Source organism: Agrobacterium sp. El2ro-1b (genome assembly GCF_048298475.1).
GTDB lineage: Bacteria > Pseudomonadota > Alphaproteobacteria > Rhizobiales > Rhizobiaceae > Agrobacterium > Agrobacterium fabrum.
Genome location: NZ_CP103459.1, coordinates 1,946,137 through 1,972,032, shown reverse-complemented (window position 1 = coordinate 1,972,032; position 25,896 = coordinate 1,946,137). Strand labels below are relative to the sequence as shown.

The 25,896-nt window shown below is 59.8% G+C and carries 25 protein-coding genes; 7 read left to right on the top strand and 18 right to left on the bottom strand.

Annotation, left to right across the window (positions count from 1 at the left end):
• Nucleotides 1-206: 206 nt before the first annotated feature.
• The gene (locus NYR50_RS23050; protein WP_418138164.1) at nt 207-1,133 is read left to right on the top strand and encodes a helix-turn-helix domain-containing protein; all 927 of its coding nucleotides are present in this window, start codon (nt 207-209) and stop codon (nt 1,131-1,133) included.
• A gap of 29 nt (nt 1,134-1,162) precedes the next feature.
• On the opposite strand, the gene NYR50_RS23045 is transcribed toward NYR50_RS23050, so the two are convergent.
• The 8 genes from NYR50_RS23045 to kduI all read right to left on the bottom strand — a co-directional run bounded on the left by NYR50_RS23045 (nt 1,163) and on the right by kduI (nt 8,780).
• Nucleotides 1,163-2,443, bottom strand: a complete 1,281-nt coding sequence (locus NYR50_RS23045) for a TRAP transporter large permease (RefSeq protein ID WP_174009704.1) — start codon at nt 2,441-2,443, stop codon at nt 1,163-1,165.
• Nucleotides 2,443-2,964, bottom strand: coding sequence for a TRAP transporter small permease (locus NYR50_RS23040; RefSeq protein ID WP_258114339.1), 522 nt, complete (start codon nt 2,962-2,964; stop codon nt 2,443-2,445). Before NYR50_RS23040 ends, NYR50_RS23045 begins: the two co-directional genes overlap by 1 nt.
• A gap of 70 nt (nt 2,965-3,034) precedes the next feature.
• On the bottom strand, nt 3,035-4,012 hold the full coding sequence (locus NYR50_RS23035) for a TRAP transporter substrate-binding protein (protein ID WP_111806740.1): 978 nt from the start codon (nt 4,010-4,012) through the stop codon (nt 3,035-3,037).
• Between the two features lie 143 nt (nt 4,013-4,155).
• Nucleotides 4,156-5,034, bottom strand: coding sequence for a D-galactarolactone isomerase (locus tag NYR50_RS23030; RefSeq protein ID WP_418138163.1), 879 nt, complete (start codon nt 5,032-5,034; stop codon nt 4,156-4,158).
• Complete coding sequence (locus tag NYR50_RS23025; RefSeq protein ID WP_418138162.1) at nt 5,031-6,167, bottom strand: D-galactarolactone cycloisomerase; 1,137 nt, start codon at nt 6,165-6,167, stop codon at nt 5,031-5,033. Before NYR50_RS23025 ends, NYR50_RS23030 begins: the two co-directional genes overlap by 4 nt.
• Before the next feature lie 23 nt (nt 6,168-6,190).
• Complete coding sequence (kdgD, locus tag NYR50_RS23020) at nt 6,191-7,102, bottom strand: 5-dehydro-4-deoxyglucarate dehydratase (RefSeq protein ID WP_418138291.1); 912 nt, start codon at nt 7,100-7,102, stop codon at nt 6,191-6,193.
• A 113-nt stretch (nt 7,103-7,215) separates the two neighbouring features.
• Nucleotides 7,216-7,959 carry a 2-dehydro-3-deoxy-D-gluconate 5-dehydrogenase KduD gene (kduD, locus tag NYR50_RS23015; protein ID WP_418138161.1) on the bottom strand — a complete coding sequence of 248 codons (744 nt, stop codon included), beginning with the start codon at nt 7,957-7,959 and terminating at the stop codon, nt 7,216-7,218.
• Nucleotides 7,956-8,780, bottom strand: coding sequence for a 5-dehydro-4-deoxy-D-glucuronate isomerase (kduI, locus tag NYR50_RS23010; protein ID WP_418138160.1), 825 nt, complete (start codon nt 8,778-8,780; stop codon nt 7,956-7,958). Before kduI ends, kduD begins: the two co-directional genes overlap by 4 nt.
• Before the next feature lie 138 nt (nt 8,781-8,918).
• On the opposite strand from kduI, the gene NYR50_RS23005 reads away from it, so the two are divergent.
• The 3 genes from NYR50_RS23005 (at nt 8,919) to NYR50_RS22995 (ending at nt 10,905) form a co-directional block, all read left to right on the top strand.
• Complete coding sequence (locus tag NYR50_RS23005; protein WP_418138159.1) at nt 8,919-9,716, top strand: NAD-dependent epimerase/dehydratase family protein; 798 nt, start codon at nt 8,919-8,921, stop codon at nt 9,714-9,716.
• Nucleotides 9,717-9,806: 90 nt separating this feature from the next.
• Nucleotides 9,807-10,544: a FadR/GntR family transcriptional regulator gene (locus tag NYR50_RS23000; RefSeq protein WP_418138158.1), complete on the top strand. Its 738-nt coding sequence runs from the start codon at nt 9,807-9,809 to the stop codon at nt 10,542-10,544.
• Nucleotides 10,545-10,587: 43 nt separating this feature from the next.
• Nucleotides 10,588-10,905: a cupin domain-containing protein gene (locus NYR50_RS22995; protein ID WP_174009711.1), complete on the top strand. Its 318-nt coding sequence runs from the start codon at nt 10,588-10,590 to the stop codon at nt 10,903-10,905.
• A gap of 8 nt (nt 10,906-10,913) precedes the next feature.
• On the opposite strand, the gene NYR50_RS22990 is transcribed toward NYR50_RS22995, so the two are convergent.
• From NYR50_RS22990 to NYR50_RS22965, 6 genes are all read right to left on the bottom strand, one after another.
• Nucleotides 10,914-12,146, bottom strand: coding sequence for a M24 family metallopeptidase (locus NYR50_RS22990; protein ID WP_418138157.1), 1,233 nt, complete (start codon nt 12,144-12,146; stop codon nt 10,914-10,916).
• A gap of 292 nt (nt 12,147-12,438) precedes the next feature.
• On the bottom strand, nt 12,439-14,442 hold the full coding sequence (locus tag NYR50_RS22985) for an aldo/keto reductase (protein WP_418138156.1): 2,004 nt from the start codon (nt 14,440-14,442) through the stop codon (nt 12,439-12,441).
• A gap of 45 nt (nt 14,443-14,487) precedes the next feature.
• Nucleotides 14,488-15,573 carry an ABC transporter ATP-binding protein gene (locus NYR50_RS22980; protein ID WP_418138155.1) on the bottom strand — a complete coding sequence of 362 codons (1,086 nt, stop codon included), beginning with the start codon at nt 15,571-15,573 and terminating at the stop codon, nt 14,488-14,490.
• Between the two features lie 11 nt (nt 15,574-15,584).
• Nucleotides 15,585-16,421, bottom strand: coding sequence for a carbohydrate ABC transporter permease (locus NYR50_RS22975; RefSeq protein WP_418138154.1), 837 nt, complete (start codon nt 16,419-16,421; stop codon nt 15,585-15,587).
• Nucleotides 16,418-17,278, bottom strand: coding sequence for a carbohydrate ABC transporter permease (locus NYR50_RS22970; protein WP_418138153.1), 861 nt, complete (start codon nt 17,276-17,278; stop codon nt 16,418-16,420). Before NYR50_RS22970 ends, NYR50_RS22975 begins: the two co-directional genes overlap by 4 nt.
• 257 nt (nt 17,279-17,535) lie before the next feature.
• Nucleotides 17,536-18,807: an ABC transporter substrate-binding protein gene (locus NYR50_RS22965; RefSeq protein WP_418138152.1), complete on the bottom strand. Its 1,272-nt coding sequence runs from the start codon at nt 18,805-18,807 to the stop codon at nt 17,536-17,538.
• A gap of 92 nt (nt 18,808-18,899) precedes the next feature.
• Between NYR50_RS22965 and NYR50_RS22960 the strand changes: the two genes are divergently transcribed.
• Nucleotides 18,900-19,790: a helix-turn-helix domain-containing protein gene (locus tag NYR50_RS22960; protein WP_418138151.1), complete on the top strand. Its 891-nt coding sequence runs from the start codon at nt 18,900-18,902 to the stop codon at nt 19,788-19,790.
• Here the strand turns inward: NYR50_RS22960 and NYR50_RS22955 are convergent.
• Nucleotides 19,787-20,641, bottom strand: coding sequence for an AraC family transcriptional regulator (locus tag NYR50_RS22955; RefSeq protein WP_418138150.1), 855 nt, complete (start codon nt 20,639-20,641; stop codon nt 19,787-19,789). The two genes, NYR50_RS22960 and NYR50_RS22955, sit on opposite strands and share 4 nt — an antisense overlap.
• A gap of 123 nt (nt 20,642-20,764) precedes the next feature.
• Here NYR50_RS22955 and NYR50_RS22950 point away from each other — a divergent pair, with 123 nt between their 5' ends.
• Nucleotides 20,765-21,961, top strand: a complete 1,197-nt coding sequence (locus NYR50_RS22950) for an MFS transporter (protein WP_418138148.1) — start codon at nt 20,765-20,767, stop codon at nt 21,959-21,961.
• Between the two features lie 85 nt (nt 21,962-22,046).
• On the top strand, nt 22,047-22,943 hold the full coding sequence (locus tag NYR50_RS22945) for a LysR substrate-binding domain-containing protein (RefSeq protein ID WP_306019268.1): 897 nt from the start codon (nt 22,047-22,049) through the stop codon (nt 22,941-22,943).
• 25 nt (nt 22,944-22,968) lie between these two features.
• Here the strand turns inward: NYR50_RS22945 and NYR50_RS22940 are convergent, their stop codons facing one another.
• Genes NYR50_RS22940 through NYR50_RS22930 form a run of 3 tightly spaced genes read right to left on the bottom strand, consistent with a single transcriptional unit; the run spans nt 22,969 to nt 25,845 of the window.
• Nucleotides 22,969-24,249 carry a TRAP transporter large permease gene (locus NYR50_RS22940; protein ID WP_174009722.1) on the bottom strand — a complete coding sequence of 427 codons (1,281 nt, stop codon included), beginning with the start codon at nt 24,247-24,249 and terminating at the stop codon, nt 22,969-22,971.
• Nucleotides 24,246-24,794, bottom strand: a complete 549-nt coding sequence (locus NYR50_RS22935) for a TRAP transporter small permease (protein ID WP_174009723.1) — start codon at nt 24,792-24,794, stop codon at nt 24,246-24,248. Before NYR50_RS22935 ends, NYR50_RS22940 begins: the two co-directional genes overlap by 4 nt.
• A gap of 55 nt (nt 24,795-24,849) precedes the next feature.
• Nucleotides 24,850-25,845 carry a DctP family TRAP transporter solute-binding subunit gene (locus NYR50_RS22930; RefSeq protein WP_418138147.1) on the bottom strand — a complete coding sequence of 332 codons (996 nt, stop codon included), beginning with the start codon at nt 25,843-25,845 and terminating at the stop codon, nt 24,850-24,852.
• Between the last annotated feature and the right edge of the window lie 51 nt (nt 25,846-25,896).

Genomic DNA, 25,896 nt, shown 5'->3' with positions numbered 1-25,896 from the left:
CCTCCCCGCGCCCCGATGGGACGCGAATGACAGAATTCAATTTCGTACAAGTGATTCTCCCGGAACGGGCTACGACGGGCGCATAAAAGCGCAATGTCACGTCGCGACCGTTCTCCTCCCTCATTGATACGGCGCATAAATGCGATTTATACGGTGACAAAACCAAATTTCCGCGCCAAGGTGAATTAACAAAGATGAGGAAAAAGATGGACGAAATCGAAGGTGGCATTCTGTCATCCGTTCCGCCCGCGGCGCTCAACCTCAATCTCACGCGCGCGACGATCAAGATGGAGCATTCGCGCACTTGGCAGATCGACAAATCCAACCCGGTGGACGATCTCATCATCTGCCTGGAAGGGCGCGGGCATTATCTCGTGGATGGTGAAGCGCGGGTGCTGGAGCCGGGTGACGCCATGCTGATTTTCAGGGGGCAGCTCTTCGTCGGCTGGAACGAACAGGCCGTGACCTATCGCGGCGTGGCGCAGCACTTCAACCTCGATATTTACGGCCGACACAACCTGATCGCGCAGATGGACCTGAAACCAAAGGTGAGGCTGAGCCGCTGGCCTTTGCTGGAGCCACTGGTTCGCCACTACCGGCAGAGTGCCCCGCCCTCCTCCGTGACACTCGGCCAGCACCATCTTTTCATGGTGCTGCTGATTGCTTTTATTGACGATGCCTTTCTCGGATGGGTCGACCGCCCGAGTTTTCAGCCGGAGGGCACGGAAGGCCTCGATCTTGCGGTGATGAAGGCGATCACGATGATTTCGGCCAATCCGCTCGACCCTGATATTGCCGGCCGGGCGACCGATGCGGCACCCTACAATCGCGATTATTTCCTGCGAGAATTCCAGAAGCGGGTCGGTCGGACGCCGCGCAAATATCAGGAATTCAAGCGCATGGAACGCGCCATGCATTTTCTCGAGGCGGGGCTTTCGGTTTCGGCAGCGGCCGCAGAAGTGGGTTACGGCGACCCCTATTATTTTTCACGGATGTTCAAGCGTACATTGGGCTTAAGTCCGCGCGACCATATGAACCGGATACGCCGCAGCCGGCACGGCAATCTCATGGCCTTTGACGAACACGAACAGCAAAGGCTGCTTGCCGCTGAAATGGAAAAGGCCCCGGCATAGCGGGGCCCTCTCGTTTGCAAGCTCTGGAATTACCGGAACAGTGACGGCAACCACAGGGACAGCGACGGAATATAAGTAACAGCCAGCAGCACGGCGATACTGGCGCCGAAGAACGGCCAGATCGTCCGCATCGCTTCCCGTATCGTGATGCCGCCCACCGCGCAGCCGACGAAGAGCACCGTTCCCACGGGCGGCGTGTTGAGGCCGATACCGGCGTTCAGGATCATCACCACGCCGAAATGCACGGGGTCGATGCCGAAGGCCTTCACGACAGGCAGAAGCACCGGCGTGGAGATGATGACCATCGGCGCCATATCCATGAAAGTGCCGAGCAGCAGCAGGATGACGTTGATGACGAGCAGCACGATGATCGGATTGTCCGAAATCGCGCTGATGGCCGCAATCATCAATGTCTGCACCTGCAGGAATGCCATCAGCCAGCCGAAGGATGCCGCCGTGCCGATGACCAGCAGAACCATGGCCGTGGTGCGAACCGCACCCATAACCGCTTCCACGAAACCGTCCCAGTTCAGCTCGCGATAGACCAGCATGGCGACGAGGAAAGCATAAAGCACGGCGATGCAGGAACTCTCCGTCGCGGTGAAGATGCCCGAACGCACGCCACCGAAGATGATGCCGATCAGCAGGATGCCGGGAAACGAGGCCAGCAGATAATACATCAGCTTGGAGAAGCCCGGGAACGGCTCGGACGGATAGCCTTTACGCCGGGCGACGATATAGGCCGTCACCATCAGCGCCGCAGCAAGCAGAAAGCCGGGGATGATGCCGGCGGTAAAGAGATCGGCAACCGAGACATTGCCACCCGCCGCGATCGAATAGAGGATCATGTTATGCGAGGGCGGGATCATCAGCGCGATGATGGCGGCATTGACGGTGACATTGACGGCATAGTCCCTGTCATAACCGCGCTTGGCCATTTGTGGGATCATCAAACCGCCGACTGCCGAAGCATCGGCGACGGCCGAACCGGAAATGCCGCCGAACAGCGTCGAAGCGACGATATTGACCTGGCCAAGACCGCCACGCAGGTGCCCGACGAGACCGGCGGCAAACCGGATGAGGCGATGGGCGATGCCGCCACGCACCATCAGGTCGCCTGCGAAAATGAAGAACGGGATCGCCATCATCGCAAACACACTCATGCCGGAATTCATCTGCTGGAACACCACGATGGGCGGCAGGCCGAGATAAAGAACCGTGGCGAAGGAGGCAATGCCGAGGCAAAAGGCGATCGGTGTGCCGATCAGCATCAGCAGGGTGAAGACACCGAAGAGAATGGTGTAAGCCATTATGCGGCCTCCTGCACGACGACGTCAGCTGCGGTGTCCTCGCCGATGGCAAGATCGGCAAAACGTTCCGCTGCAAACAGCGCGATGAGGAAACCACCACCGATCAGCGGAAAGAAATCAGTTCCGCCCGGCCAGCCAAGAACCGGAATGGTCGCCGTCCAGGTGCCCATGGAAAGCGAGGTGCCATACCAGGCCATGCCCGCACCGAAGAAGAAGATCAGCGCAAGGCTCGTCAGGTCCATGCCCTTCTGCACGCGCGGCGGCATCATATAGCGCAGAATATCGAGTCCGAGATGCACGCTTTCGCGCACGCCAACGGCTGCCCCCAGCATGATGAACCAGGACATGAGATGCAGCGACAGCGGCTCCGACCAGCTGGGTGAATCATTGAGGATATAACGGGCAAAGACCTGCCAGCCGACGATGAGCGTCATGGCGATCATGCCGATACCGGCAATATAAAGCGACGCGTGGCTGAGCGCGCCGAGAAAAGGGCGAATTGCCCGCATGAAATTTCGCATTGTCTGTTCCTCCCGCGTCAACGGCGACAAAAGAAAACCGGCCCTGTTTCCAAGGCCGGTTTTCCGCGCGTTACTTGACCGCTTTCACCCGCTCCAGAAGGTCTTTCATCTTCGGATCGGTGACGAACTTGTCGTAGACCGGACCCATCGCCGCAGCGAATTCCTCCTTGTCGACCTTGATGACGTTGGCGCCACCGGCGCGGACTTTTTCTTCCGACGCTTTTTCGCGGGCACTCCAGAGTTCGCGCATCTTGCCGACCGAATCCTTGGCCGCCTGACGCAGCAGCTTCTGGTCTTCCGGCGAGAGCTTGTCATAGGAGATCTTGGAAATGACGAGGATTTCCGGGTTGAGGGAATGTTCCGTCAGCGAGTAGTTCTTCGCGACCTCGTAATGACGGGCGGATTCGTAGGACGGCCAGTTGTTTTCCGCACCGTCAACGACCCCGGTTTCCAGCGAGGAGTAGACCTCACCCATCGGCATCGGCGTCGGGTTGGCGCCAAAGGCCTGCATCATCGAAATCCACAGATCCGACTGCTGCACGCGGATTTTGAGACCCTTCAGGTCCGCCAGTTTTTCAATCGGCTTTTTGGTGGTGTAGAAGGAACGTGCACCGGAATCGTAAAAGGCAAGACCGATGAGGCCGTGCGGTTCGAAGGCCGCAAGAACTTCATCACCGATCGGGCCATCAACGGTGTTATGCATGTGCTCCGTCGAACGGAACAGGAAAGGCAGGCCGAGAACGGTGGTTTCCTTCACCAGATTGTTGAAGGGCGCAGCGTTGACGCGGTTCATGTCGATGACGCCGAAGCGGGTCTGCTCGATGGTGTCCTTCTCGCCGCCGAGAACGGAATTGTTCATCACCTGGATCTTGATGCGACCCTTGCTGCGCTCAGCCAGCAACTCGCCCATATATTTCACGGCCTCGACGGTCGGATAACCATCCGGGTGGATATCGGCGGAGCGCAGGGTGATTTCCTGTGCGCTGGCGGAAACACCTGACAGCGCGATCCCCATCGCGACGCACATCATGCTTGCAATCTTTTTCATGCTTTCCTCCTCCATTGTTGAAACGGCCCAGCCCCTCCAAGGCTATCGGACCGATTTTTTGACGCCCATCCGGGCCGGCATGCAAAGTCCTTTCACTTGAAAAGGATGATGGGGCCTCCCATTCCCAACCATCCCTTGTAAAACTAGGTCGCCTTGACCGGCGACAGCTTGAACAGCGCTTCCGGGTTTTCGACCAGCGCCCGATGACGCGCCGCCTCATCCGGCAGCCAGCCGAACGTCAGTTCCGCAAGACGGGCATCGTCGGGATAGGCCGCCGTCTCGCGCACCGAATTATGCGGCCAGTTGGTGCCCCAGACGATGCGCTCCGGCGCATGGGCGGCGATCACCCGCGAAAAGGCGGCGACATCCGCATAGGGCCAGCTTTCGCGGGAGCTTTCATAAACGCCGGCGAATTTGAACCAGAGATTGCCGCGGTCGATGAGCTTCAGAAGCGCCGCCATTTCCGGGCCATCGGTCTTGATGCCCTTGAAGAACTTGCCGTGATGATCGAACACCCAGCGAGAGCGGATTTTCTGAAGGCGCGGCAGATGATCGAGAAGACCATTGCCATCGAACTGCACTGCCACCATCCAGTCGGCCGCATATGCCCGCTCGTCCACCGCGTCCAGCTCGGACAGGTTCACCGCGCCGCCCGGCAAATCCATGATACGTGCGCCGACCGTACCGGCGGCGGTGAGCTTTTCCATGTCCTTTTCGGTCGTGGTCGCATCGATGATGACCACGGCGCGGGCCGCCTCGCCCATTTCGGCAACGCAAGCCAGTGTGTTGCCATTATCGCGCTGATGGGCGTTGCCCTGCGTGATGATGACCCGGTCTATGCCGAGCCATTGCATGAGGCGACGATAATCCTCCGGCCCCGGCAGAGCGCCCGGCGGCAGGCCAGGACCACCCGGCAAGGCAGGATAGCCGGGCAGATACATGTGCATCTGCGTATCGACCGCGCCTCTCGGAAAGGCGGGGTTCGGCGTTGTGCCGCTCAGTTTTCTGACGAGTTCGCTCATGGGTCTGGCATCCTGAATTCAGTCAATGCATCGCGGTTGATCTCGATGCCGAGGCCGGGACCATCGGGAATGGTGACAATGCCGTTCACCGCTTCGAGAGGCTCACGCAGCACGGCCTGGCGGAACGGATTATGCGTACGGTCAAATTCCATGATCGGCTCAATTGGGTTCACGCGCACCGGGTCAGGCGTCATCGCCGCCATGAATTGCAACGCGGCGGCAATCTGTACGCCGGTGCCCCAGACATGCGGCACGATGCGCACGCCGTGCAGCGTGGCGAGCGTCGCGATCTTCTGCGTTTCGGAAAAACCGCCACAGCCGCAGAGATCGGGCTGGATAATATCCACGGCACCGACGGAAAGCGCCTGCCACATGCCGTAGCGCCCATGCCATGTCTCACCGCCCGCAACCGGGATCGGCTGGCCGGCCCGCACGCGGGCATAGGCATCAAGCTGTTCGGGAACAACAGGCTCTTCGAACCAGTCGATGCCATAGTCGGCAGCGCGGTTGCCGAGCATGATGGCTTCGGTGACGGTATAACCGTGATTGGCATCGATCATCAGCCGCATATCCGGCCCGATCGCCTCGCGCACCGCGGCGATGACCCTGAGGTCTTCTTCGATACCGAAACCGATCTTGATCTTGCAGGCGTGAAAACCCTCCGCCCGGCGCTCGGCCATCTCGGAGGCATTGTCGGAGACACGGTCCACCTTGTCACGCTTGAAGCTGCCGGTGGCATAAGCGCGCACGCTTTCGCGCCAGCGCCCGCCAAGCAGCATCGAGATGGAAGCGCCGTAATGCTTCCCCTTGATATCCCAGAGTGCGATATCGATGCCGGACAAGGCCGTGAGGCTGAGGCCGCGCTGGCCCTGATCGCGCAGGGCATTATAAAGCACGGCCCAGATCTTTTCGGTCTGACGCGGGTCCTGGCCGATCAGCCAGCCCGCGTAAGCCTGAACCACGGCGGCGTTCGGTCTTGCCGGGCCGAGACATTCGCCCCAGCCGACCGTTCCGTCATCGCATTCGATCTCCACCAGAACATGGGCGCGGCGATCGAAGCGCATGGATGCGCTTTCAAACGGCGTGTCCAGCCGGTGTTCGAGCAGATGCGTGCGCACCGCTGTGATTTTCATGGCTCCCTCCCGTTATGCCGTGATCAGGCTTTACGCTTGTGCGTGCCGATCAGGGCTTCGAGCATGCCGATTTCCTCATTGGTCAGGTCCTTCAGCGGCGCACGCACCGGCCCGGCGTTAAAGCCCTGCAGGCGCACACCGGCCTTGATGGCGGAGACAGCGTAACCCTTGGCACGGTTGCGGATCGCCATGAACGGATAGAAGAAATCAACGAGAATGCGTTCGCAGGTGGCGCGCTCGCCGGCACGCAGCGCCGCGTAGAACTCATTCGCAAGACCCGGCACGAAGTTGAAGACGGCCGAGGAATAGGTGGTGAAACCGGCACCGAGATAGGCTTCGGCAAACAGTTCCGCCGTCGGCATGCCACCGAGATACATCAGGCGGTCGCCCATCTTGGCGGTGATCTGGCGCACGAGGCCGATATCGCCGGTGCCGTCCTTGAAGCCGACAAGGTTCGGGCATTCGTCGCAAAGACGCGCCAGCGTATCCGCCTGAAGCACGGAATTGTCGCGGTTATAAACCATGACGCCGATGCCGACCGACTGACACACCTTCTTGATATGAGCGTAAAGACCTTCCTGCGGCGCATCGATGAGGTAATGCGGCAGAAGCAGGATACCGTCAGCACCGACCTTTTCCACGGAGCGGGCGATATCGACGGCGATCTCGGTGCCGTAACCGCAGCCGGAAACGATGGCGGTTTCGCCGGCCACGTCCTTGGCGGCGGCAACGATGGTGGGGATTTCATCCGGCTTCAGCGAGAAGAACTCGCCCGTGCCGCCGGCGGCAAACAGCACCGGCGCTTTATAACCGGCGAGCCATTCGACATGCTCCCTGTAGCTATCGGCCGCAAAACGACCCTCGGCATCAAAATGGGTGACCGGGAAGGACAAAAGACCGGAGCCGAGCGCCGTCTTGATTTGTTCAGGGTTCATCATCGAAATTCCTCTGCAAGTTCACTGACTGAAAGCCACCTAAACCGCTTGCCGTATATTTGTCAACAATTCATCATACAAGTTATATGATGAATTTCAAAAACTGACGCAGATCAGCGCGCCAGCCATCCGCCATCGACGTTGAGAATGGCGCCATGCACGTAGTCCGCCGCCGGTGACGCCAGAAATACTGCCGCGCCGGCGATATCTTCCGAGTGCCCCCAGCGGCCGGCCGGAATACGCTCGAGGATAGCCTTGTTGCGGGCGGCGTCCGCACGCAGCGCTTCGGTATTGTTGGTTTCGATGTAGCCGGGCGCAATGGCGTTCACATTGATGCCCTTTGCCGCCCACTCATTAGCCAGAAGCTTGGTGAGACCGGCAACGCCATGTTTCGCCGCCGTATAGGACGGCACGCGAATGCCGCCCTGAAACGACAGGAGCGAGGCGATATTGACCACCTTGCCGGAGCGGCCTTTTGCCAAAAGCTCTTTCGCGAAAGCCTGCGTGGTGAAAAACAGCGCCTTCAGATTGACGTCCATCACCTCGTCCCAGTCGAGTTCGGAAAACTCGACTGAATCGGCGCGGCGGATAATGCCGGCATTGTTGACGAGAATATCGAAACCGGCGTCGGTAAAGCTATCCTTCGCCGCCAGCGGATCGGCAAAATCGATGAGCAGCGCACTCGCCTTGCCACCCTCCTTTGCGATGATATCAAGCGTTTCATCCGGCGCACGGCGGGCGGCGCAGACCACCTCCGCACCGGCAGCGGCGAGACCCACCGCAATCGCCTGGCCAAGCCCGGTATTGGCGCCCGTCACGAGCGCCTTGCGCCCTTCAAGCGAAAAGGGATTTTTCATTTCAGATTCCCCGGCTGGATGAAGTCCATGTCGGTATAATCGACATTGTCGCCGGCCATGGCCCAGATGAAGGTGTAAGAGCCGATGCCGGCGCCGGAATGGATCGACCAGGGCGGCGAAATCGCACCCTCTTCATTGGAAATGAACAGATGGCGGGTTTCCTGCGGCTCGCCCATCAGATGCAGCACGCGCGACTTTTCATCCATGCCGAAGTAGAGATAGGCCTCCATGCGGCGATCATGAATGTGGGAGGGAATGGTGTTCCAGACCGAGCCGTCCTCCAGCATCGTATAACCCAGCACCAGCTGGCAGCTTTCCATGACCAGCGGATGGATGAACTGGTTGATGGTGCGCTTGTTGGAGGTTTCCGTCGCGCCGAGCTTGACTTCCTTGCTGTTGGCGAGCGTGACGAGCTTGGCTGGCAGGCTGCGATGCGCCGGGCAGGAGGTGATGTAGAATCGGCTTTCCCCATCAAAGGTGACAGCCCCGCTGCCCGCACCGAGATAAAGCACATCGCCGCGATTGAGCGTGTAGGTCTCCCCGCCAGCGCTGACGGTGCCGGTCTCACCAATATTGACGATGCCCATTTCGCGCCGGTCGAGGAAGGACGGCGTCTTGGTTTCTTCCACCTTGTCCAGCGTCAGCGGCGCGCCATTGGGCACCGCGCCGCCCATGACGAAACGGTCGTAATGGGTATAGATCAGCCTGATTTCACCGGAACGGAACATGTCGTTGGCGAGGAAATGCCGACGGAGCCCTTCGGTATCCAGCGTTTTTGCATATTCCGGGTTCACGGCCTGTCTGGTTTCGACGGTCAGCATCAAACTCATCCTTCATGATTGTTGCGTATGGCACATAATATATGTTATCCGCTTTTTGTACGATCTGTATGACAAGGTCAAGAGGTGACGGCACTCTGGACCACAGCAAAGACGCAGAAAAGGCTTGGAAGAATGGTGATGAAACGGCTTCTTGTTACCGGTGCGGCGGGCCAGCTTGGCCGCGTCATGCGCGAGCGTCTCGCACCGATGGCGCAGATACTGCGCCTTGCCGATCTCTCCCCGCTCGATCCGGCAGGGCCGAACGAGGAATGCGTGCAATGCGACCTTGCCGATGCGGATGCCGTGAATGCCATGGTCGCCGGCTGCGACGGTATTGTTCATCTCGGCGGCATCTCGGTGGAGAAGCCCTTCGAGCAGATCCTTCAGGGCAATATCATCGGGCTTTATAATCTCTATGAGGCCGCCCGCGCCCATGGCCAGCCACGCATCGTCTTTGCCAGCTCCAACCACACGATCGGTTATTATCCGCAGACCGAACGGCTCGGTCCGGATGTTCCGGCGCGGCCGGACGGTCTTTACGGCGTCTCCAAATGTTTCGGCGAAAACCTCGCCCGCATGTATTTCGATAAATTCGGGCAGGAGACGGCGCTGGTGCGCATCGGCTCCTGCACGCCGGAACCTGTCAATTACCGCATGCTTTCGACATGGTTTTCGCACGATGATTTCGTGTCGCTGATCGAGGCAGTATTTCGGGCACCGGTACTCGACTGCCCAGTGGTCTGGGGCGCATCTGCCAATGAGGCCAGCTGGTGGGACAATTCGCATCTCGGCTTCCTGGGCTGGAAGCCGAAGGACAATGCCGAGGCTTTCCGGCAGCATATAACCGAGACGACACCGCCGCCGGACCCGAATGATGCGTTGGTGCGGTTCCAGGGCGGCACCTTTGTCGACAACCCGATCTTCAAACAGAGCTGAGTGATCAGCGGGATTGCAAGCCGGGCCGCGAATGACGTATCGAGGACATCCGGACGCAACCCCCGCACCCATTTTAGAACGGCGACACAGATGACAAAAGCGACCACCTCCGAACCGGCAGCTCCGCAAGCCAAGACGCTTGTGGTGAAGGTTTCGGAGGAACTCCGCAGCCAGATCGCCAAGGGCCGCTACAAAACCGGCGACCGCCTGCCCTCCGAAGCGCAGATGACGCAGGAATTCGGCGTGAGCCGCACGGTGGTGCGCGAGGCGGTTGCCTCGCTGCGCTCCGATGGTCTGGTCGAGCCGCGTCAGGGCGCCGGCGTCTTCGTGCTGGAGCCCGCCCCTGTCGAGCGGCGGCCGTTCCACAATGTCGATCTTGCGCGTGTTTCCTCGCTGATCGAGATGCTGGAACTGCGCACCGCCGTGGAAGGCGATGCCGCGGGCCTTGCCGCCATTCGCCGTTCGCCGGCACAGGAAGAAAAGATCATCGAGGCCTTCGATGCCTTCCGCGCCAGCGCCGCCAGGGGCATGCCGACGGCCGAGGCCGATTTCGCTTTTCACATCGCGGTCGCCGAAGCGACAAACAATCCCCGCTTCAGCGAATTTCTGCAGGTGCTTGGCCCAACCGTTATTCCGCGCCGCGCGGTGGCCGAAAACGGTGCCGAAACCGTACTTTCCCCCACCGATCTCAGCCGTCTCGTCGGCGAGCACGAGGCGATCCTGATCGCCATACAGGACGGCAACGAGGATGCGGCGCGAAGCGCCATGCGCAGCCACCTGAAAAGCAGCCAGACGCGTTACCGCGCCATGTTGCGTGCACCACGCTGAGAACTTCCCACATCAATGAGATTACACGACTGAGGAGAACGACATGCAGCAGCTTCCCAAATTCCCCACCGTTTCACCCGATGACGGCGTGGAACGTACCGTGCTTTCCGAAGCGCCAGAGCTGATGGTCGTGTCCTTCCGGTTCAAGACCGGCGCGGAAGGCAAGCTGCACAGCCATCCGCATGTGCAGTCTACCTACGTCTCCAGCGGCAGCTTCCGCTTTTACCGCGATGGCGAAGCCTATGATCTGCAAAAGGGCGACAGCCTGATCATTCCTGGCCATGTCGAGCACGGCTGCCTGTGTCTGGAAGAGGGCGAGCTGATCGACTGCTTCACCCCGCGCCGCGACGATTTTCTCTAAACCGGAGCTTAGTTTACGGATAAATCCCAGAGAGTGCGTGGCAGGTTGTTCATGCACTCCGCACCGGATGCCGTGACGAGAAACTGATCCTCGATCATCAGCGCGCCCAGCCCTTCCCCGTAAAATGGCGCTTCGAGCGCGACCACCATGCCGGGAAGAATGATTTCCGCATTGTCATGGGAAAAGAACGGCCATTCCTCGATACCCACCCCGCCGCCGACGGAATGGCCGAAATGACCGCGATAATATTCACCGAAACCTTGCCCTCGCATCGAGGCTAGCATGGCCGCGTGCACCGCGCCGAATGTATTGCCGGGGCGAACAGCTTCCAGCCCGCAGGCGAAAGCCGCTTCCAGCGCCTTGAAAATATCGGCCGCCAAGGTCGAGACCGGCCCCCACGAAAAAGTCCGCGCGCCATCCGATGAATACCCATCGACCAGCGTGCCGACATCGGCCTTGATCAGCGCGCCCGGCGTGACCGCTGCCGTTATATCCGACAGGGCCGGGCCGACGGAAATATAGTCCCAATGCCCGCTCAGCGAAAAACCGGATTTCGCAGCTTGCGCCTGTGCGCCGGATTTCCAGGCGGCGGAGAGTTGACCAAGGGCTGCTCCCGGCCTGACGGCGGTCGCCATTTCGACCAACCCTGCCTCAGCGGCAGCGGCCGCCTGCCGGAGAAGTTTGATCTCGCGTTCGGATTTAACCGCCCTCAAACGTTTCAGCACCGTCGAACCATCAATCCAGTTCACGTGGGGCAGCGCCTGACGCAGGGCCAAAAAATCGGCGGCAGGCATGAACTCAAGGTCCACACCAAGACGCGCCGCAGACAGCCCGCGCTCCCGCAGCAGATCGGAGAGCAGGCCGAAACAGGCGGCACGATCGAATGTCTCCGGCCGTGGCCCACCGGAATTGTTGCGGCGATAGGCGTCATCTACCTGCGGGACGGTTTCGGCACCGGAAAGATCAACCAAATCGATCCAGATGCGATGGCAGCGCAGATCGACATCAGGCACGGCGCGTCGGACGAGCGGCGCGGCATGATCGCTGACAACGGCGGCGAGCCCCGCCCCGGCGTCTGTCGGAACAAGCGCAATCGCCGAACCAGCCCTGCCCCACATGGTCGCCACGCCGGCAGGAGCCCCGACGGCATAACGGAAGGCTTCGGGCTGGAACAGCACCAGCGCATCAATATCCGCCTCCCGCATCAGCTGCTGCGCACGGCTTCGGTCGATATCGCTCATGGGAACCCCGGTGATTGTCTGGCTACGGTGTTTCGCGGCAGGTTTGTGAACCTACGCTTTAGCAGTCACCGGAAGAGGAAAGAAGGTGGAAGATGACATCTCCACCCCAACGGTCGTCAGTTGGAGCGAGCGCATGCCATTTGTTTCTTCTCCCCGCCGGGGAGAAGGTGGCGCGTAGCGCCGGATGAGGGGGCTACGGCAGAGATATTCGGCAACGTTGCCCCCTCATCTGCCCTTCGGGCATCTTCTCCCCGGCGGGGAGAAGAAATATGCCGCGACGCCTCGTGGTCTTTCACGCCTCCAGCCACTTCACCTGCTCATCCGTCAGCGCAATATCCAGCGCCGAAAGACTGTCCTCAAGCTCCGCAATCGTTCGCGGCCCGATCAGCGGGATGACTGGGAAAGGCTGGGCGATGACATAAGCGAGCGCGATGTGGATCGGGTGGCGGCCGAGTTTTTGCGCAAGCTCGATCGCCCGGTCGCGGCGGACGAAATTGCGGTCGGAATACCAGACGCGGACGATTTCCTCATCATCATGCTTGTCGCGCCCTGCCCGGTCGGTGAAGAAACCGCGCCCCTGGCTGGACCAGGCGAAATTGGGGATCTGGCGCGATTGCAGCCATTCCTTCCACTCATCGTCCGATGCCGCCACGCAGCCGGCCCAGATGGGATCGAGCATTTCAGCAAGCGAGAAATTGTTGGAAAGCGCGCCCGGGGCCTGTTTGCCGTTTTTCTGCGCATAAGCCGCGGCCTCATCCATGCGCTCGCGCGTCCAGTTCGAGCCGCCGAAAATGCCGCGAATGCGGCCGCGCCGGACTTCGGCATCCATGGCATCGACGAATTCACCGACCGGCACGTCCAGATTATCGCGATGCATGAAATAGGCATCGACATAATCCGTTTTGAGCCGTTGCAGCGACTGATCGAGCTGCTTGGCAATCATGTCAGGATAGCAGAGCGGCGAATGCGCGCCCTTGCCAATCAGCACGATCTCTTCGCGCGGCACGTTGCGGCTGGTGTGCCAGTCGCCGAAAATCGCTTCGGTCTTCCCCGCGCCATAGACATAGGCCGTATCGAACAGATTGCCGCCCGCCTCGTAATAGGCATCGAGCGTCAGGGATGCGGAGGCAAAATTGGGGAAGAATTCGAAACCCAGCGCGACCACGGAGGCCGGCTTGGCAAGGCCCGGTATCTGCCGCTTGGGAACCGAATTTCCGGCAACGACCTTGCCGCCAGCGATATTTCCGATGCGCGATGTCGCCTTTTCGATGCTGTATTCCAGCCCGACGGACGCCCGCCACTGGTCCATGACACGCAGATTGCCGAGGCTATCGGCCCAGGCCATGCCGGGTGCATCGAACTCATGTCTGCCCTGCCGAATTGCCTCGCCAGCCGCATCGACCTCGAAGGAATAAAGCCAGCGATCCTCCGGCAGCTCGATGGTTTCGACCTTGTCGCCCCTGATGATATCGATCCGGCCGGTGCCGCCCTTGTGGCCGGCGGCATACCAGAAATCCTTGACCTCGATGCGGCCTTCCGAACCGATGATGCGCAGCACATTGTCCTGCGCCGCCATGATCGAGCACGAGACTTCGGCGACGATGCCGTTTGAAAATTTCAGCACGGCGGAGGCCCATTCATCGACACCAGACTGGCCAAGATGGGCGGCACCCGCCACCTTTTCCGGTTCGGCAAAGGGTTTTCCCTCCACCGCGCCTGCGATCATCCGCACCATGGAGACCGGATAGCCGCCGACATCGAGAATGCCACCGCCCGCCATTTCATTGGCGAAAAGCCGGTGATCGGCCCGGAAAGACCCCATGTTGAAACCGAAGCTGGAACGGATGATGCGGATATCGCCAACCGCGCGGGCTTTCACCAGTTCCAGCAATTTCGCCGTCTGCGGGTGAAGGCGATACATATAGGCCTCGCCGGCGAAGACACCGGCTTTTTTCGCCTCGTGGAAGATGGCATCGGCATCATAGGCGGAAAGCGCGATGGGTTTTTCGACCAGCACGTTCTTGCCCGCCCGGATCGCCTTGATCGCCCATTCGGCATGGCCGGTATGGGGTGTGGCTATATAGACGGCATCGATATCGGGATCGGCAAGCAGCGCATCGTAACCATGGATGATGCGCGCGCCGGCAAAGGCCTCGGCAAGGCCGGGCTTATCCGGATTGCGGGTGGCGATGGCCTCTAACCTGCCGGTGCGGGAATGGGCGATGCCATCTGCAAAAGTCCTGGCGATGGTTCCCGGGCCGATGATGCCCCAGCGGATCGGTTGTTCGGTCGTCATGAAATCCTCGTCCTTCATATCAGTCTTGGGTGCTTGGGAAAGGGTTCAGCGCAGGCGGTCGCCCTTGCTGTCGAAAAGGAAAGCCCGGCGGGCGGAAAGGCCGACCGTCAGCCGGTCACGATTGCCGACATCGCGCGATTCCGGCCGCTCGATGATCAGCTGCTCGCCGCCTTCGGTTCGGGCATAGACATAGCTGGTATTGCCGAGATGTTCGGCGACATCGACATGCACGGTGAGATCGGCATCGCCCCCGCCCGCATCGGCAAAATGCTCCGGCCGGATGCCAAGCGAAACCTTGGCCCCCTCGTCGATGCGTTCCTTTATCGGCAAGGTCAGTCGCACAGCTGGGTCGCTGTCGAGGGAGAGTGTTACGCTTTCAGCGCCGGTGCCGATGATGGTCGCCTCGAGAAAATTCATCTTCGGCGAACCGACGAAACCGGCAACGAAACGGTTGGCGGGATCGTCATAGAGATCGAGCGGCGCGCCGACCTGTTCGATATTGCCCGCCCGCAACACAACGATCTTGTCGGCCAGCGTCATAGCCTCGGTCTGGTCATGCGTCACATAGATCATCGTGGTGCCGAGCTGCTTGTGCAGCCGCGAGATTTCCACGCGCATCTGCACCCGCAGTTCCGCATCGAGATTGGACAGCGGCTCGTCGAACAGGAAGACCTGCGGTTCGCGCACGATGGCACGTCCGATGGCGACGCGCTGTCGCTGGCCGCCGGACAGCTGTTTTGGCCGGCGTTCCATCAGCTCGTTGATCTGCAGGATTTCGGCGGCGCGGCTGACACGTTTTTGCGTATCGGCCTTGGGGTTACCGTTCATTCGAAGGCCGAAGGACAGGTTTTCGGCCACCGTCATATGCGGATAAAGCGCATAGGACTGGAACACCATGGCGATGCCACGATCTGCCGGATCGGCATCGCTGACGGTTCTGCCGCCAATCACGATATCGCCGCCGGAAATATCCTCCAGCCCGGCGATCATTCTGAGAAGCGTGGATTTGCCGCAGCCGGAGGGGCCGACGAAAACGACGAATTCTCCGTCCTTTACGTCCAGATTTGCGCCATGGATGACTTCCAGCGCGCCGTAACGCTTGACCACGTTGTTGAGCGAAAGTTCCGCCATGCGGCCTCCCCTTACTTGACTGCGCCGGCGGAAATACCGGCGATGAAGTGACGTTGCAGAGCCACGAAAACCACGAGGATGGGTGCGGTGAGCAGCACCGCACCGGCCATGATGCCGCCCCATGACACTTTGGTCAGCCCGATGAGGGTGCCAAGCGCCACGGGTGCGGTCATCATTCCTGGGCGGGAATTGATGAGAAGCGGCCAGAGATAATTGTTCCACGAGGCCAGGAAGAGAATGATCGACAGCGCCGCCATGGTGGGCCGCGTCAGTGGCAGGGCGATGCGCAGGAAAATCTGCCACTCCTTGACGCCTTCCACCCGTGCCGCGTCGAAAAGCTCGGTCGGCATCATCGAGAAGGATTGTCGCATGAACAGCACGCCGAGCGAGTTGAACAGCGGCGGCACGATGAGCGCCACCCATGTGTTGGCGAGCTTGAACTCCCGCGCCACCATGATGAATTGCGGGATGACGACAACCGCGAACGGCAGGGTGATGGTGCCGAGAATGATGGCGATCACCACCCCGCGTCCGGCGAAACGATAACGCGCCAGCGCCCAGCCGGCCATCGACGTCAGGAACACCGAAAGGATGGTGTAGATGACGGCGACGGTGATGGAGATGAACATAGCCCTGAGGAAATTGGTATCCGCCTGAAGGTTCTCGAAGTTCTCGATGAAATTGCTGGACGGAACGAGCACGATATCAGGGCTGAAAATGCCGTAATCCGGCATGGTCGAGAAAACGAACATCATCCACAGCGGAAACAGCCAGATGATGGCAAGTGGTGTCAGCGCCGCGTGCAGGGCTATCTTCTGCCAGAAAAGCGATCTCGATTTCGATCTCATTTCGGTTCCCTCCCGACCCAGAGATTGAGGAGGGAAATGGCGATGGCGAGCGCCGCCATGGTGTAGGCGATGGCCGAGGCGTAACCGAAATTGAGCGAGGTGAAGCCCTGGCGGTAAAGGAATAGCCCCAGCGTTTCCGTGCCGCCGCCCGGCCCGCCCCTATTGGTGATGAGGAAGGGTTCGGCGAACAGCTGCATGGTGCCGATGACAGACAAAATCACGCAGAACAGGATGATGGGTTTCAGCAATGGCAGGGTGATATAAAAGAACTGCTGACGCTTGCTGACCTTGTCCAGCGTGGCCGCCTCATAGACATCGCCGGGGATCGATTGCAGGCCGGCGAGGATGATGATGGCATTATACCCCGCCCAGCGCCAGGTCACCGCGATGATGACCAGCGCCATGGCCGCATTGGCATTGTCGAACCACGAGAGGGGCGAAAGGCCAACTGACGTGATGAGCTTGTTGATGATGCCGAAATCGGCGCTGAACATCAGCCGGAAGACAGCTGCATAGGCCACCTCGCCAACGACGACAGGCGCAAAAAAGGCAAAACGATAAAGCGGCCGCGCCTTCAGGAGAGGCGAGTTCAACAGCACCGCCATGACGGTGGCGAGCGCGATCATCACGGGCACCTGAATGACCAGAATGATCAACGTATTATAAAGCGCATTATAAAAGGCCGGATCGGAAACGAGCCGCCCCCAGTTCATGGAAGGCGCAAACCGCCACGGATTGATCCGCGTATTCTGGAATGACAGCATGAACGAGCTGATGATCGGCCACACCCAGAAGGTGGCGAAAATCAGGAGATAGGGCGCGAGAAACGCATAAGCGATCCTGTTCCTAGACGGCATGACGACCTCCAGATGCCGGACGATGGCCGGATAAATGGAAAAGCTTGGAGGCTTGCCCCCCGTTTGAGGGCGAGACCATTGCAAAACGGCGCGGCGTATTTCTTCTCCCCGAGGGGGAGAAGGTGGCCCGAAGGGTCGGATGAGGGGGCTAGCTCTCGGTCTATCGCTACCGTCGCCCCCCTCATCCCGCTGCCGCGGACTTCTCCCCCTCGGGGAGAAGAAATTCGTGGCACCCGCTCGGTTCCTAAACCGCCGGCTTACTGCGCGACTGGCAGCCCCGTCGCCGTTTCGATCTGCTTGGCGGCATCGTCCAGCGCCGCTTTCGCATCGGGATATCCGCCGGCGAAATATTTCGTCTGTGTGGCCTTGTAGATCGCATCGGCATCCGACTGGAACGCGGTGCCGCGGCTCGGCACGATCTTCGGCAGGGTGGCGAGAATGTCGGTCCACACCGCCTGCCCGCCCCAATAGGCCTGCTTTTCCTTGACGAAAGGATCGTCGATGGCTGACAGCAGCGAGGGAACGAGGCCGAAGGATTTCAGCATCGTCACCTGGCCTTCATTGGTGGTGAGCGCGTAATCGATATATTTCCACGCGGCTTCCTTGTGCTGCGATGTCGAGCTGATCGCCAGCGACGAACCGCCGAGATTGGCCGCATGCGGACCATCCGCCGTCAGGCTGGGCATCAGATAGACGCCCCATTTGCCGGAAAGATCAGGAGAGCCGGAACGCACCGTGCCTTCATACCACGCGCCATACATCTGGCTTGCGGCCTTGCCGGCCGTGTTCGCCTGGATTTTCTCATCCCAGATCGCCGCCGTGATGATGCCCGCATCCTTCATTTCCTTGACCTTTTCAAGGGTCGCGACACAGGCAGGCTTGTTGATGGTGATATTCTGGCCATCGGTCGAAAAGTAACCGCATCCCTGCTCATTGGCGATCATGCGGAACCATTCGCTATCGCCGTTGAAATCGGCCTGCGCCATGACGGTGCCGGGATTGGCGGCCATGACCTTCTTGCCGGCGGCGATGAAATCATCCCAGCTTTTGATGGTGGCCGGATCGACGCCTGCCTTCTCATAGAAGTCGCGGCGATAGAACACAGCCACAGGGCCTGAATCCCACGGAACCGCATAGGCGACACCGTCAACTTCCAGCTCCGTGCGCTTGAAGTCAGGGAAAAGCGCCTGTTTTTCAGGCGTATAGCCAAGCTCTGTCAGATTGGCGAAACAATCGGGAAAACGGCTCCAGAACAGCTCCGCCTCGAAATTTTCAATGGTGACGATATCAGGAAGACCATCGCCCCCGGCTGCGCAGGCAGCCAGAGTTTTGTCAAAAACCTGATTGTTTCCAAGGTCTTCAACGACGATCTTGATGTCAGGATTCTGTTTGTTGAAGCCCTCGACCGTGGATTTCAGCGCGGAAGCCGCGACATTCCAGCTCCAGATGGTGACGGTTTCGGTTTGCGCGAAAGCCGGGGCTGCAAGCAGCAGCAGAGCCGTAGACGCGCCAAGAAATTTAAAGCACATTGAAAACCTCCCTTTTTCAATTGCCGTTCTTCAGCGAACATGGGCACATTAGCGGCGGCAGGAAATCTGTCTCGTAAAAAGGGAACATCGATTTGGCGGAAAGTAAGATTGCCGAAAGAGCCTTTTACCAGCCCGGTGCAAGTAGCATCGAAGGCATGCCGACAACGCTTCAGCTTTTCCACAACCATCCGCCCATCATGCTTCGCCCCCACTGGCACGCGCAGGTGGAGGTGAATTATGTGATGTCGGGATCGGTGCATTACCGCATGGGCGATCACGACCTGACGCTGAATGCCGGGCAGATGTGTATTTTCTGGGGTGGCCAGCCGCACCAGATGGACCATTCCTCCGACGATTCCTTTTACGCCGGCGCGCATCTGCCGCTCGTGCACTTCTTCCGCATGCGGCTGCCCGCCACGGTCTCCAGCCTGCTGATGGGGGGTGCTACGATGGTGAGCGGTGAGACCGACCGGGCCGATGCGGAGAATTTCGGCCGCTGGTTTCGTTATGTGACTTCGGGTGAAGAGGCGAAAGCCCAGCACGCAGTGGAGGAATTGCTGCTCAGGGTGGAGCGGATGTTCCTTGAACCCTACTCCGTCATATCATCCGCCGCCAATGGCAAACGCAGGCAGGATGACGAGGGAATAGCGCCCTCGATTGGCGTGGTGCGCATGTGCGACTTCATCGCCGCCAATTTTCTCGACGATATTGACGCGACGGAAATTGCCCGCGCCGCTTCGCTGCACCCGAAATATGCGATGAACCTGTTCCGCAAATCCACCGGCATGACGCTGATCAAATATCTGACGTTGCTGCGGCTTTCCCGCGCGCAGGCAATGCTGATGACCGGCAAGGACAATATCCTGCAGATTGCCATGGAAAGCGGCTTCGGTTCCGTCAGCGCCTTCAACAAGGCGTTCCGCCAGATATCAGGCATGTCGCCATCCGATTTCCGCCGCGACATGCGGGCGACGGCGGCTTAGTCTTCGCTGTCCTCCCTGTCGGAGAAAGCAGCGCTGCGCTGCCGCGCCGCCTGCCGATAGGCCCTTGGTGAACTGCCCAGCATGCGCCGGAACATGGTGGTGAAGGCCGGGATGTTTTCATAACCGGCGTCCAGCGCCACATTCGTCACCGCTTCCCCCGCCGCCAGCCTCGGCAGCGAGGCGAAGATACAGGCCTGCTGACGCCAGGTTACAAAACTGACACCGAGTTCACGGCGAAAAAGGCGTGTGAAAGAGCGGCGGCTGATACCCATGGCCGCTGCCCACTCGTCGATCTCCACCCGCGCCACGGGCTTCCTGAGAAAATCACGACAGAGCGCCGCCAGACGTTGATTGTCCGGAAACGGCAATCCGAGTGGACGTTCTGGCAGTCGATTCACCTCATCCAGCAAAAGAGCCCGCACAAGCCCCTGCCGGTGAAATGCTGAAGGCTGATGTTCCTCGGCCAGCAATTCGGAAATAAGGCTGGAGGCCAGATCGGTTATTTCCACAACCCTTGGAGACTCCGCCTGGAATAGTTCGGGATGAACGTAAATCGAATGCATCTCGACATTGGATATGATCTCTGCTTCGTGTTGCAGCCCCGCGGGAATGAGGAGACCGTGACCAGGCGGTATCATCCAACGCCCATCGGCTGTGCTTACCAGCACCACGCCCTGACGGGCGCACCAGATCTGGACGCGACTATGGCTGTGCGGCGGCGTCCTATGCCCGGTCGGATAGACACGATGAAGCGCCAGCACCGGCTCATTGGTGCCGTCGATCAATTTCAGGCTGCGCTCATGCTCGTCATGCGTCAGTCCTGAAGGCTGCCGCGATTTGATTTTAGCCATTTGGCCCACTCACAAAGAAAATCGTCCAGAACACAGATGCAGGCCAGAAACAATATGAATAAAAGCGGGAAGAAATAAAGACATGTTTCCCGTCTTCCGCCGGGACCCCAAGAGGACTTCATCATGGCCACCGTCACCAGCGCCGGGTTTAACCCGCAACGCACGGCCTTTTCGATCATCGCAGCCGCCAGCTTCTGCCACATGCTGAACGACATCATGCAATCGCTGCTGACGTCGCTTTATCCATTGCTGAAAGCCAATTACGCGCTCGATTTCATGCAGATCGGCCTGCTTACCTTCGCCTTTCAGGTCACCGCATCGCTGTTGCAGCCGGTCGTCGGCATGGTAACGGACCGCTGGCCCATGCCGTTCTCCCTGCCCGTCGCCATGCTGTCCACCTGCGCCGGCCTCATCACGCTCGCCTTCGCCCATAGTTTTGAAGTTCTCATCATCGGCGCCTGCCTCATCGGCATCGGCTCGGCGATTTTCCATCCGGAAGCTTCCCGCGTTGCGCGCCTGGCATCCGGCGGCCGTCACGGTCTGGCACAATCCTTCTTCCAGGTGGGCGGCAATACCGGCACGGCCATCGGCCCGCTGCTCGCGGCCTTCATCGTCATCCCGCTTGGCCAGTCCAGCCTCAGCTGGTTCTCGCTGATCGCGCTCGTCGGTTTTGGCGTGCTTTCCTGGGTCGGCGTCTGGTACACCCGCCACCGCCGCGCAACCGTCGGCAAGGCGCCGGCCAGCCGCACCCTTCCCCTTGCCCGTGGCACTGTCATGATGACGCTCGCCGTGCTGGTGGTTCTGACCGCCACCAAGAACGCCTATCTCGCCAGCCTTTCCAGCTACTTCACCTTCTACACCATCGAGAAGTTCGGCCTTGGCGTGCAGGATGCGCAGGTTCTGCTGTTTCTCTTCCTCGGCGCTTCGGCCTTGGGCGTGTTCTTCGGCGGCCCGATCGGTGACCGTTTCGGCTCGCGTGTCGTCATCTGGTTCTCGATCCTCGGCGTCATTCCCTTCGCGCTGATGTTGCCCTATGCGAACCTGTTCTGGACTGCGGTTCTGGTCGTCGTCATCGGCTTCGTCTTCTCCTCCGCCTTCTCGGCCATCGTCGTGTTCGCGCAGGAATTGGTGCCGGGTCGTGTGGGCCTCATCGCCGGCATGTTCTTCGGTTTCGCCTTCGGTTTCGGCGGCATCGGTGCTGCGGTTCTTGGCGTCTATGCGGATAAGGAAGGCATCGAATTCGTCTACCGCATCTGCTCCTACATGCCGCTGCTCGGCCTGTTGACGGTGCTTTTGCCAAAACTGCCGAGCCACCGCTAAGAGCTTCGCGTTCAACGCTTTTCAACACGGCGGTCACCTGTGATACTCAGGTGACCGCCGTAATTCGTTGAGCAAAGCCCTACCCATGCAAATCCCGATAAAATCGATCCTTGTTTTCCACGCCGCAGCAAGGGCGGGCAGCATTTCGCGGGCGGCGGAAGAATTGAGCGTCACACCTTCTGCCGTTTCCCAGCAGATTCAGCTGCTGGAAGGCCAGCTTGGCACGACGCTGATGGCGCGAACCGGCCGCAAGGTGACATTGACGGAAGCCGGCGAGCGCTATTTCTCGATGATCACCGCCCAGATCGAGCAGATCTCCGACGCCACCGACAGTATTCGCGGCTTCCGCTCGGTCACGACGCTAACGATCCGGGCGACGCCGACCATTTCCAACAAATGGCTTTTGCCGCGTCTCGGCTCTTTTCTGGAGGAACATCCGGAACTCGAAGTGCGCCTCGACGGCACCAACGAGCCGACCGATTTTTCGCAGGAACTTGTCGATATTGAATTGCGCCATGGCGATGGCCGCTGGCCGGGGCTGTTCGTGGAAGGGCTGGTGGAGGAGGAATTCCTGCCGGTCTGTTCACCCAACTATCAGGGGGCCGGAAAATTTCAGCCCGAAGAGCTGCAGAATGAGCGGCTGATCCATTCGGTCAAAGCGCAGGCGCAATGGAACCACTGGTTTCCTCTGGCTGGCGTAACGGCTGAAAAGCGCTGGCGGCGTGTCCTGTTCGACCGCAGCCACATGGCCATCGACGCCGCCGTTCTCGGCATCGGCGTGGCGCTGGAAAGCACGCTGATGATGGAGCGGGAGCTGCAGGACAAAATGCTGGTTCCAGCCGTAGCGGACGCCCCGCGCATCAAGCTGGTCACCCAATGGATCGTTTGCCCGCATTCCCATCTGCGGCAGAGAAAGGTGATGCTGTTTCTGGAGTGGATGCGAAAACAACGCGACGAGTGGCAAACCCGTCGCGTTGTCTGAGAGTTCAGGCGGTCCATTTTTCGGGTCAATAAAGACCCATCAGCCTGATCGGCGCGAGCGTCAGAGCCGGGAACAGCACCAGGGCCAGGATCGCGGCGACAAGGATCGACATGGGCGCTAGCGAGCCCTTGATCACATCCTCGATCGACATTTTCGCCACCTGCGCCACCGCAAACAGGCATACGCCGACTGGAGGCGTGACAAGCCCGAGCGTCAGGGTGATGACCATGACGATCAGGAAGTGGATCGGATCGACCCCAAGCAGGACGGCTGGCGGCATCAGCACCGGGATCAGAATGAACATGGCGGCAATCGCATCCATGAACATGCCGACGACGATGAGGAACAGGAAGATCAGAACCATCGCCATGGTCGGCCCGGTGCTGATATGGCCAAGGAAGACCGCGACCTGCGCCGGCAGACCATCAAAAGTGAAAACCCAGGCTGCCAGCTTCGCCGTCGCGGCGATGAACAGGATCGAGCCGGATGTCCGCGCCGTTTCCATGAAGATGCCGAGCAGCGCCGAAAACGGGATCGTCCGGTAAAGTATGACGGCCAGAAACAGCGTATAGACAACGGCGATGCCGGCGGCTTCCGTCGGCGTGAAATAACCGTCGACGATACCGATCAGCAGGATCACCGGCGTCAGCATCGGCAGGATGGCCGCAAGGCCGGTCGTCACCACACGCCGGACATTGAACGGCGTGGGCGGATTAAAACCGTTTCGCACCGCATAGATGTGATTATACACCATAAAGACGAATGCGAGGAACAATCCCGGCACCAGCCCGGCCACGAGCAAGGTTCCGATTGAGGCGTTCGCCACCGAACCGGCGATGACGATAAGGATCGACGGCGGGATGATGGACGAAAGCGTGGAAGTGCAGAGCGTCAGGCCGACGGCATAGCCTTTCGGAAAACCGTGGCGTTCCATCGCCTTGATTTCGATGGCGCCGATAGAGGCGATATCGGCGACGGACGAGCCGGAGACACCGCCGAAAATCACCGACGAGGCAACATTGACGTGGCCGAGACCGCCGGGAAGCCAGCCGACAATCGCCTCGGCAAAGTCAAACAGCCGTTCGGCGACCTTGCCCCGCTCCATCAGAACACCGACGAGAATGAAAAGCGGCACGGCGACGAGAAGGAAGGAGTTCATGCCCGAAAACATGGTCTGCGCCAGAAGGTCCATCGGCATCGATGTGTAGAGCGCGATGGCGGCAAGGCTCGCAAGGCCGAGAGCGACGGCAAGCGGAACGCCAAAGGCGCTCATGAGAAGGAAAAGTCCCAGCAGCGTCAGGCTCATGGCCGTTTCTCCATATTTCCAACGACCAGATCGGCATCCGCGAGAGGCTGCAGGCCTTCCGGCAGTTCGATACGGTCGCGATGTTGACGCAGGGATTCCACGATGGCGGCAATGCCGAGAGCCGCGCTCAGCGGAACGATGACGCCGATCATCCACATCGGCGTGGCAAGCGTCGCGGCGGCTTCATTCATCACATATTGCTGGCGCACCAGCGTCCAGCCCGTCCAGATCATCAGGCCGAAGAAGACGACCGACGACAGAACGTAAATGGGCAGCGCAAGACGCCGCACAAAGGCCGGCATCAGGGCAATGAACACCGTCACCCGCGCCATGTCAGCCGTGCGGAAGCTGCCCGCCACGCCCAGGAAAACCATCCATATGAAAAGATACCGTGTCGCTTCCTCGGTCCAGGAGACCGGTGTGCCCAACATACGGGTCGATACTTGCAAAAGCACGACGGCCAGAACCCCGATAGCAGCCAGACCGGCCAGCACGTCGGTCGCCAATCTGATGACCCTGCCGAAAATTGATGACGTTTCGTCCATAAACCTGTCCTCCCGACCGGACCGGCTGCGCGCCGGCCCGGAAGACCTGATTGCCTTATTTCTTGCCAACGGCGGCAATGGTCTTGTCAAAGAAAGCCTGATCCTTCACGAGACCGGCGAAGACGGGATAGAGGCCCTTTGACACCTCCACGAAAGCCTTCTGCTGCTCGGGCGTCAGGCGATTGACCTCCATGCCATGTTTCTGCAGTTCGGCAATCGTCGTTTCCGCGCTTGAGGCGTCGTTTTGCACCTTCCACACTTCCGCTTCCCTGGCCGCCTCCTCGACAGCCGCCTTGTGAGCATCGCTGAGCGCGTTGAACTTGGCCGGGCTGATGCCCAGAACCCAGCCGTCACCCATGTGGTTGGTGATCGAGACGAATTTCTGCACTTCGTAGAATTTTGCAGATAGCGGCACGTTGATCGGGTTTTCCTGGCCGTCGACGACTTTCAGCTGCAGGGCATTATAGACCTCGGCAAAGGCGAGCGGCGTTGGTGCGGCGCCCATCTTCTTGAAGAACTCCACCCAGAGCGGATTGTTGGGCACCCGGAACTTCAAACCGCTGAGATCATCCGGCGAGGTGATGGGGTGCTTGGAATTGGTCATCTGGCGGAACGGGCGCGGCCACAGATCGACTGCCTTGATGCCGATCTTTTCCAGTCCGGCAATCAGCTCCTTGCCCTGCTCGCCTTCCAGATAGGTGCGAAGCTGTTCTTCATCGTCAAAAAGATAGGGAATGGAGATCGCCGAAAAACGCGGATCGAAATTCGCGTAAAGCGATGTCGCCAGAAGCAGCATGTCGAGCGATCCGCCCGCCAGCTGTTTGACGGCGCCCGACGGATCACCGCCATAAAGCGAGCCGTTCGGGAAGACCTTGACGGTGACTTCGCCATTCGTTTTTGCCGACACCAGCTCCGCGAACTTGTTGGCGGCCAGCGTAATTTCGGAATTGTCCGGATCCGGCGTCGAAAGCGTCAGCGTTTCCGCCTGTGCGATCGATGCGACCAGCATGGTGGCGGCCAAAGCCAGCCCGTAAAGTTTTGAAATTTTCATGTGTTCCTCCCTTTGTTGTCTGTGAAGCACGTCCGGTTAAAACGGAATCTT

Coding starts and splice junctions, on each gene's coding strand:
- kdgD (WP_418138291.1), bottom strand. CDS start 7,102: ATGAACCCTGAACAAATCAAGACGGCGCTCGGCTCCGGTCTTTTGTCC.
- NYR50_RS22930 (WP_418138147.1), bottom strand. CDS start 25,845: ATGAAAATTTCAAAACTTTACGGGCTGGCTTTGGCCGCCACCATGCTG.
- NYR50_RS23025 (WP_418138162.1), bottom strand. CDS start 6,167: ATGAAAATCACAGCGGTGCGCACGCATCTGCTCGAACACCGGCTGGAC.
- NYR50_RS23040 (WP_258114339.1), bottom strand. CDS start 2,964: ATGCGAAATTTCATGCGGGCAATTCGCCCTTTTCTCGGCGCGCTCAGC.
- NYR50_RS22935 (WP_174009723.1), bottom strand. CDS start 24,794: ATGGACGAAACGTCATCAATTTTCGGCAGGGTCATCAGATTGGCGACC.
- NYR50_RS23045 (WP_174009704.1), bottom strand. CDS start 2,443: ATGGCTTACACCATTCTCTTCGGTGTCTTCACCCTGCTGATGCTGATC.
- NYR50_RS22940 (WP_174009722.1), bottom strand. CDS start 24,249: ATGAGCCTGACGCTGCTGGGACTTTTCCTTCTCATGAGCGCCTTTGGC.
- kduI (WP_418138160.1), bottom strand. CDS start 8,780: ATGCTGACCGTCGAAACCAGACAGGCCGTGAACCCGGAATATGCAAAA.
- NYR50_RS22980 (WP_418138155.1), bottom strand. CDS start 15,573: ATGGCGGAACTTTCGCTCAACAACGTGGTCAAGCGTTACGGCGCGCTG.
- NYR50_RS22955 (WP_418138150.1), bottom strand. CDS start 20,641: ATGGCTAAAATCAAATCGCGGCAGCCTTCAGGACTGACGCATGACGAG.
- kduD (WP_418138161.1), bottom strand. CDS start 7,959: ATGAAAAATCCCTTTTCGCTTGAAGGGCGCAAGGCGCTCGTGACGGGC.
- NYR50_RS23000 (WP_418138158.1), top strand. CDS start 9,807: ATGACAAAAGCGACCACCTCCGAACCGGCAGCTCCGCAAGCCAAGACG.
- NYR50_RS23030 (WP_418138163.1), bottom strand. CDS start 5,034: ATGAGCGAACTCGTCAGAAAACTGAGCGGCACAACGCCGAACCCCGCC.
- NYR50_RS23005 (WP_418138159.1), top strand. CDS start 8,919: ATGAAACGGCTTCTTGTTACCGGTGCGGCGGGCCAGCTTGGCCGCGTC.
- NYR50_RS22965 (WP_418138152.1), bottom strand. CDS start 18,807: ATGTGCTTTAAATTTCTTGGCGCGTCTACGGCTCTGCTGCTGCTTGCA.
- NYR50_RS23035 (WP_111806740.1), bottom strand. CDS start 4,012: ATGAAAAAGATTGCAAGCATGATGTGCGTCGCGATGGGGATCGCGCTG.
- NYR50_RS22970 (WP_418138153.1), bottom strand. CDS start 17,278: ATGCCGTCTAGGAACAGGATCGCTTATGCGTTTCTCGCGCCCTATCTC.
- NYR50_RS22985 (WP_418138156.1), bottom strand. CDS start 14,442: ATGACGACCGAACAACCGATCCGCTGGGGCATCATCGGCCCGGGAACC.
- NYR50_RS22990 (WP_418138157.1), bottom strand. CDS start 12,146: ATGAGCGATATCGACCGAAGCCGTGCGCAGCAGCTGATGCGGGAGGCG.
- NYR50_RS22950 (WP_418138148.1), top strand. CDS start 20,765: ATGGCCACCGTCACCAGCGCCGGGTTTAACCCGCAACGCACGGCCTTT.
- NYR50_RS22945 (WP_306019268.1), top strand. CDS start 22,047: ATGCAAATCCCGATAAAATCGATCCTTGTTTTCCACGCCGCAGCAAGG.
- NYR50_RS22975 (WP_418138154.1), bottom strand. CDS start 16,421: ATGAGATCGAAATCGAGATCGCTTTTCTGGCAGAAGATAGCCCTGCAC.
- NYR50_RS22995 (WP_174009711.1), top strand. CDS start 10,588: ATGCAGCAGCTTCCCAAATTCCCCACCGTTTCACCCGATGACGGCGTG.
- NYR50_RS23050 (WP_418138164.1), top strand. CDS start 207: ATGGACGAAATCGAAGGTGGCATTCTGTCATCCGTTCCGCCCGCGGCG.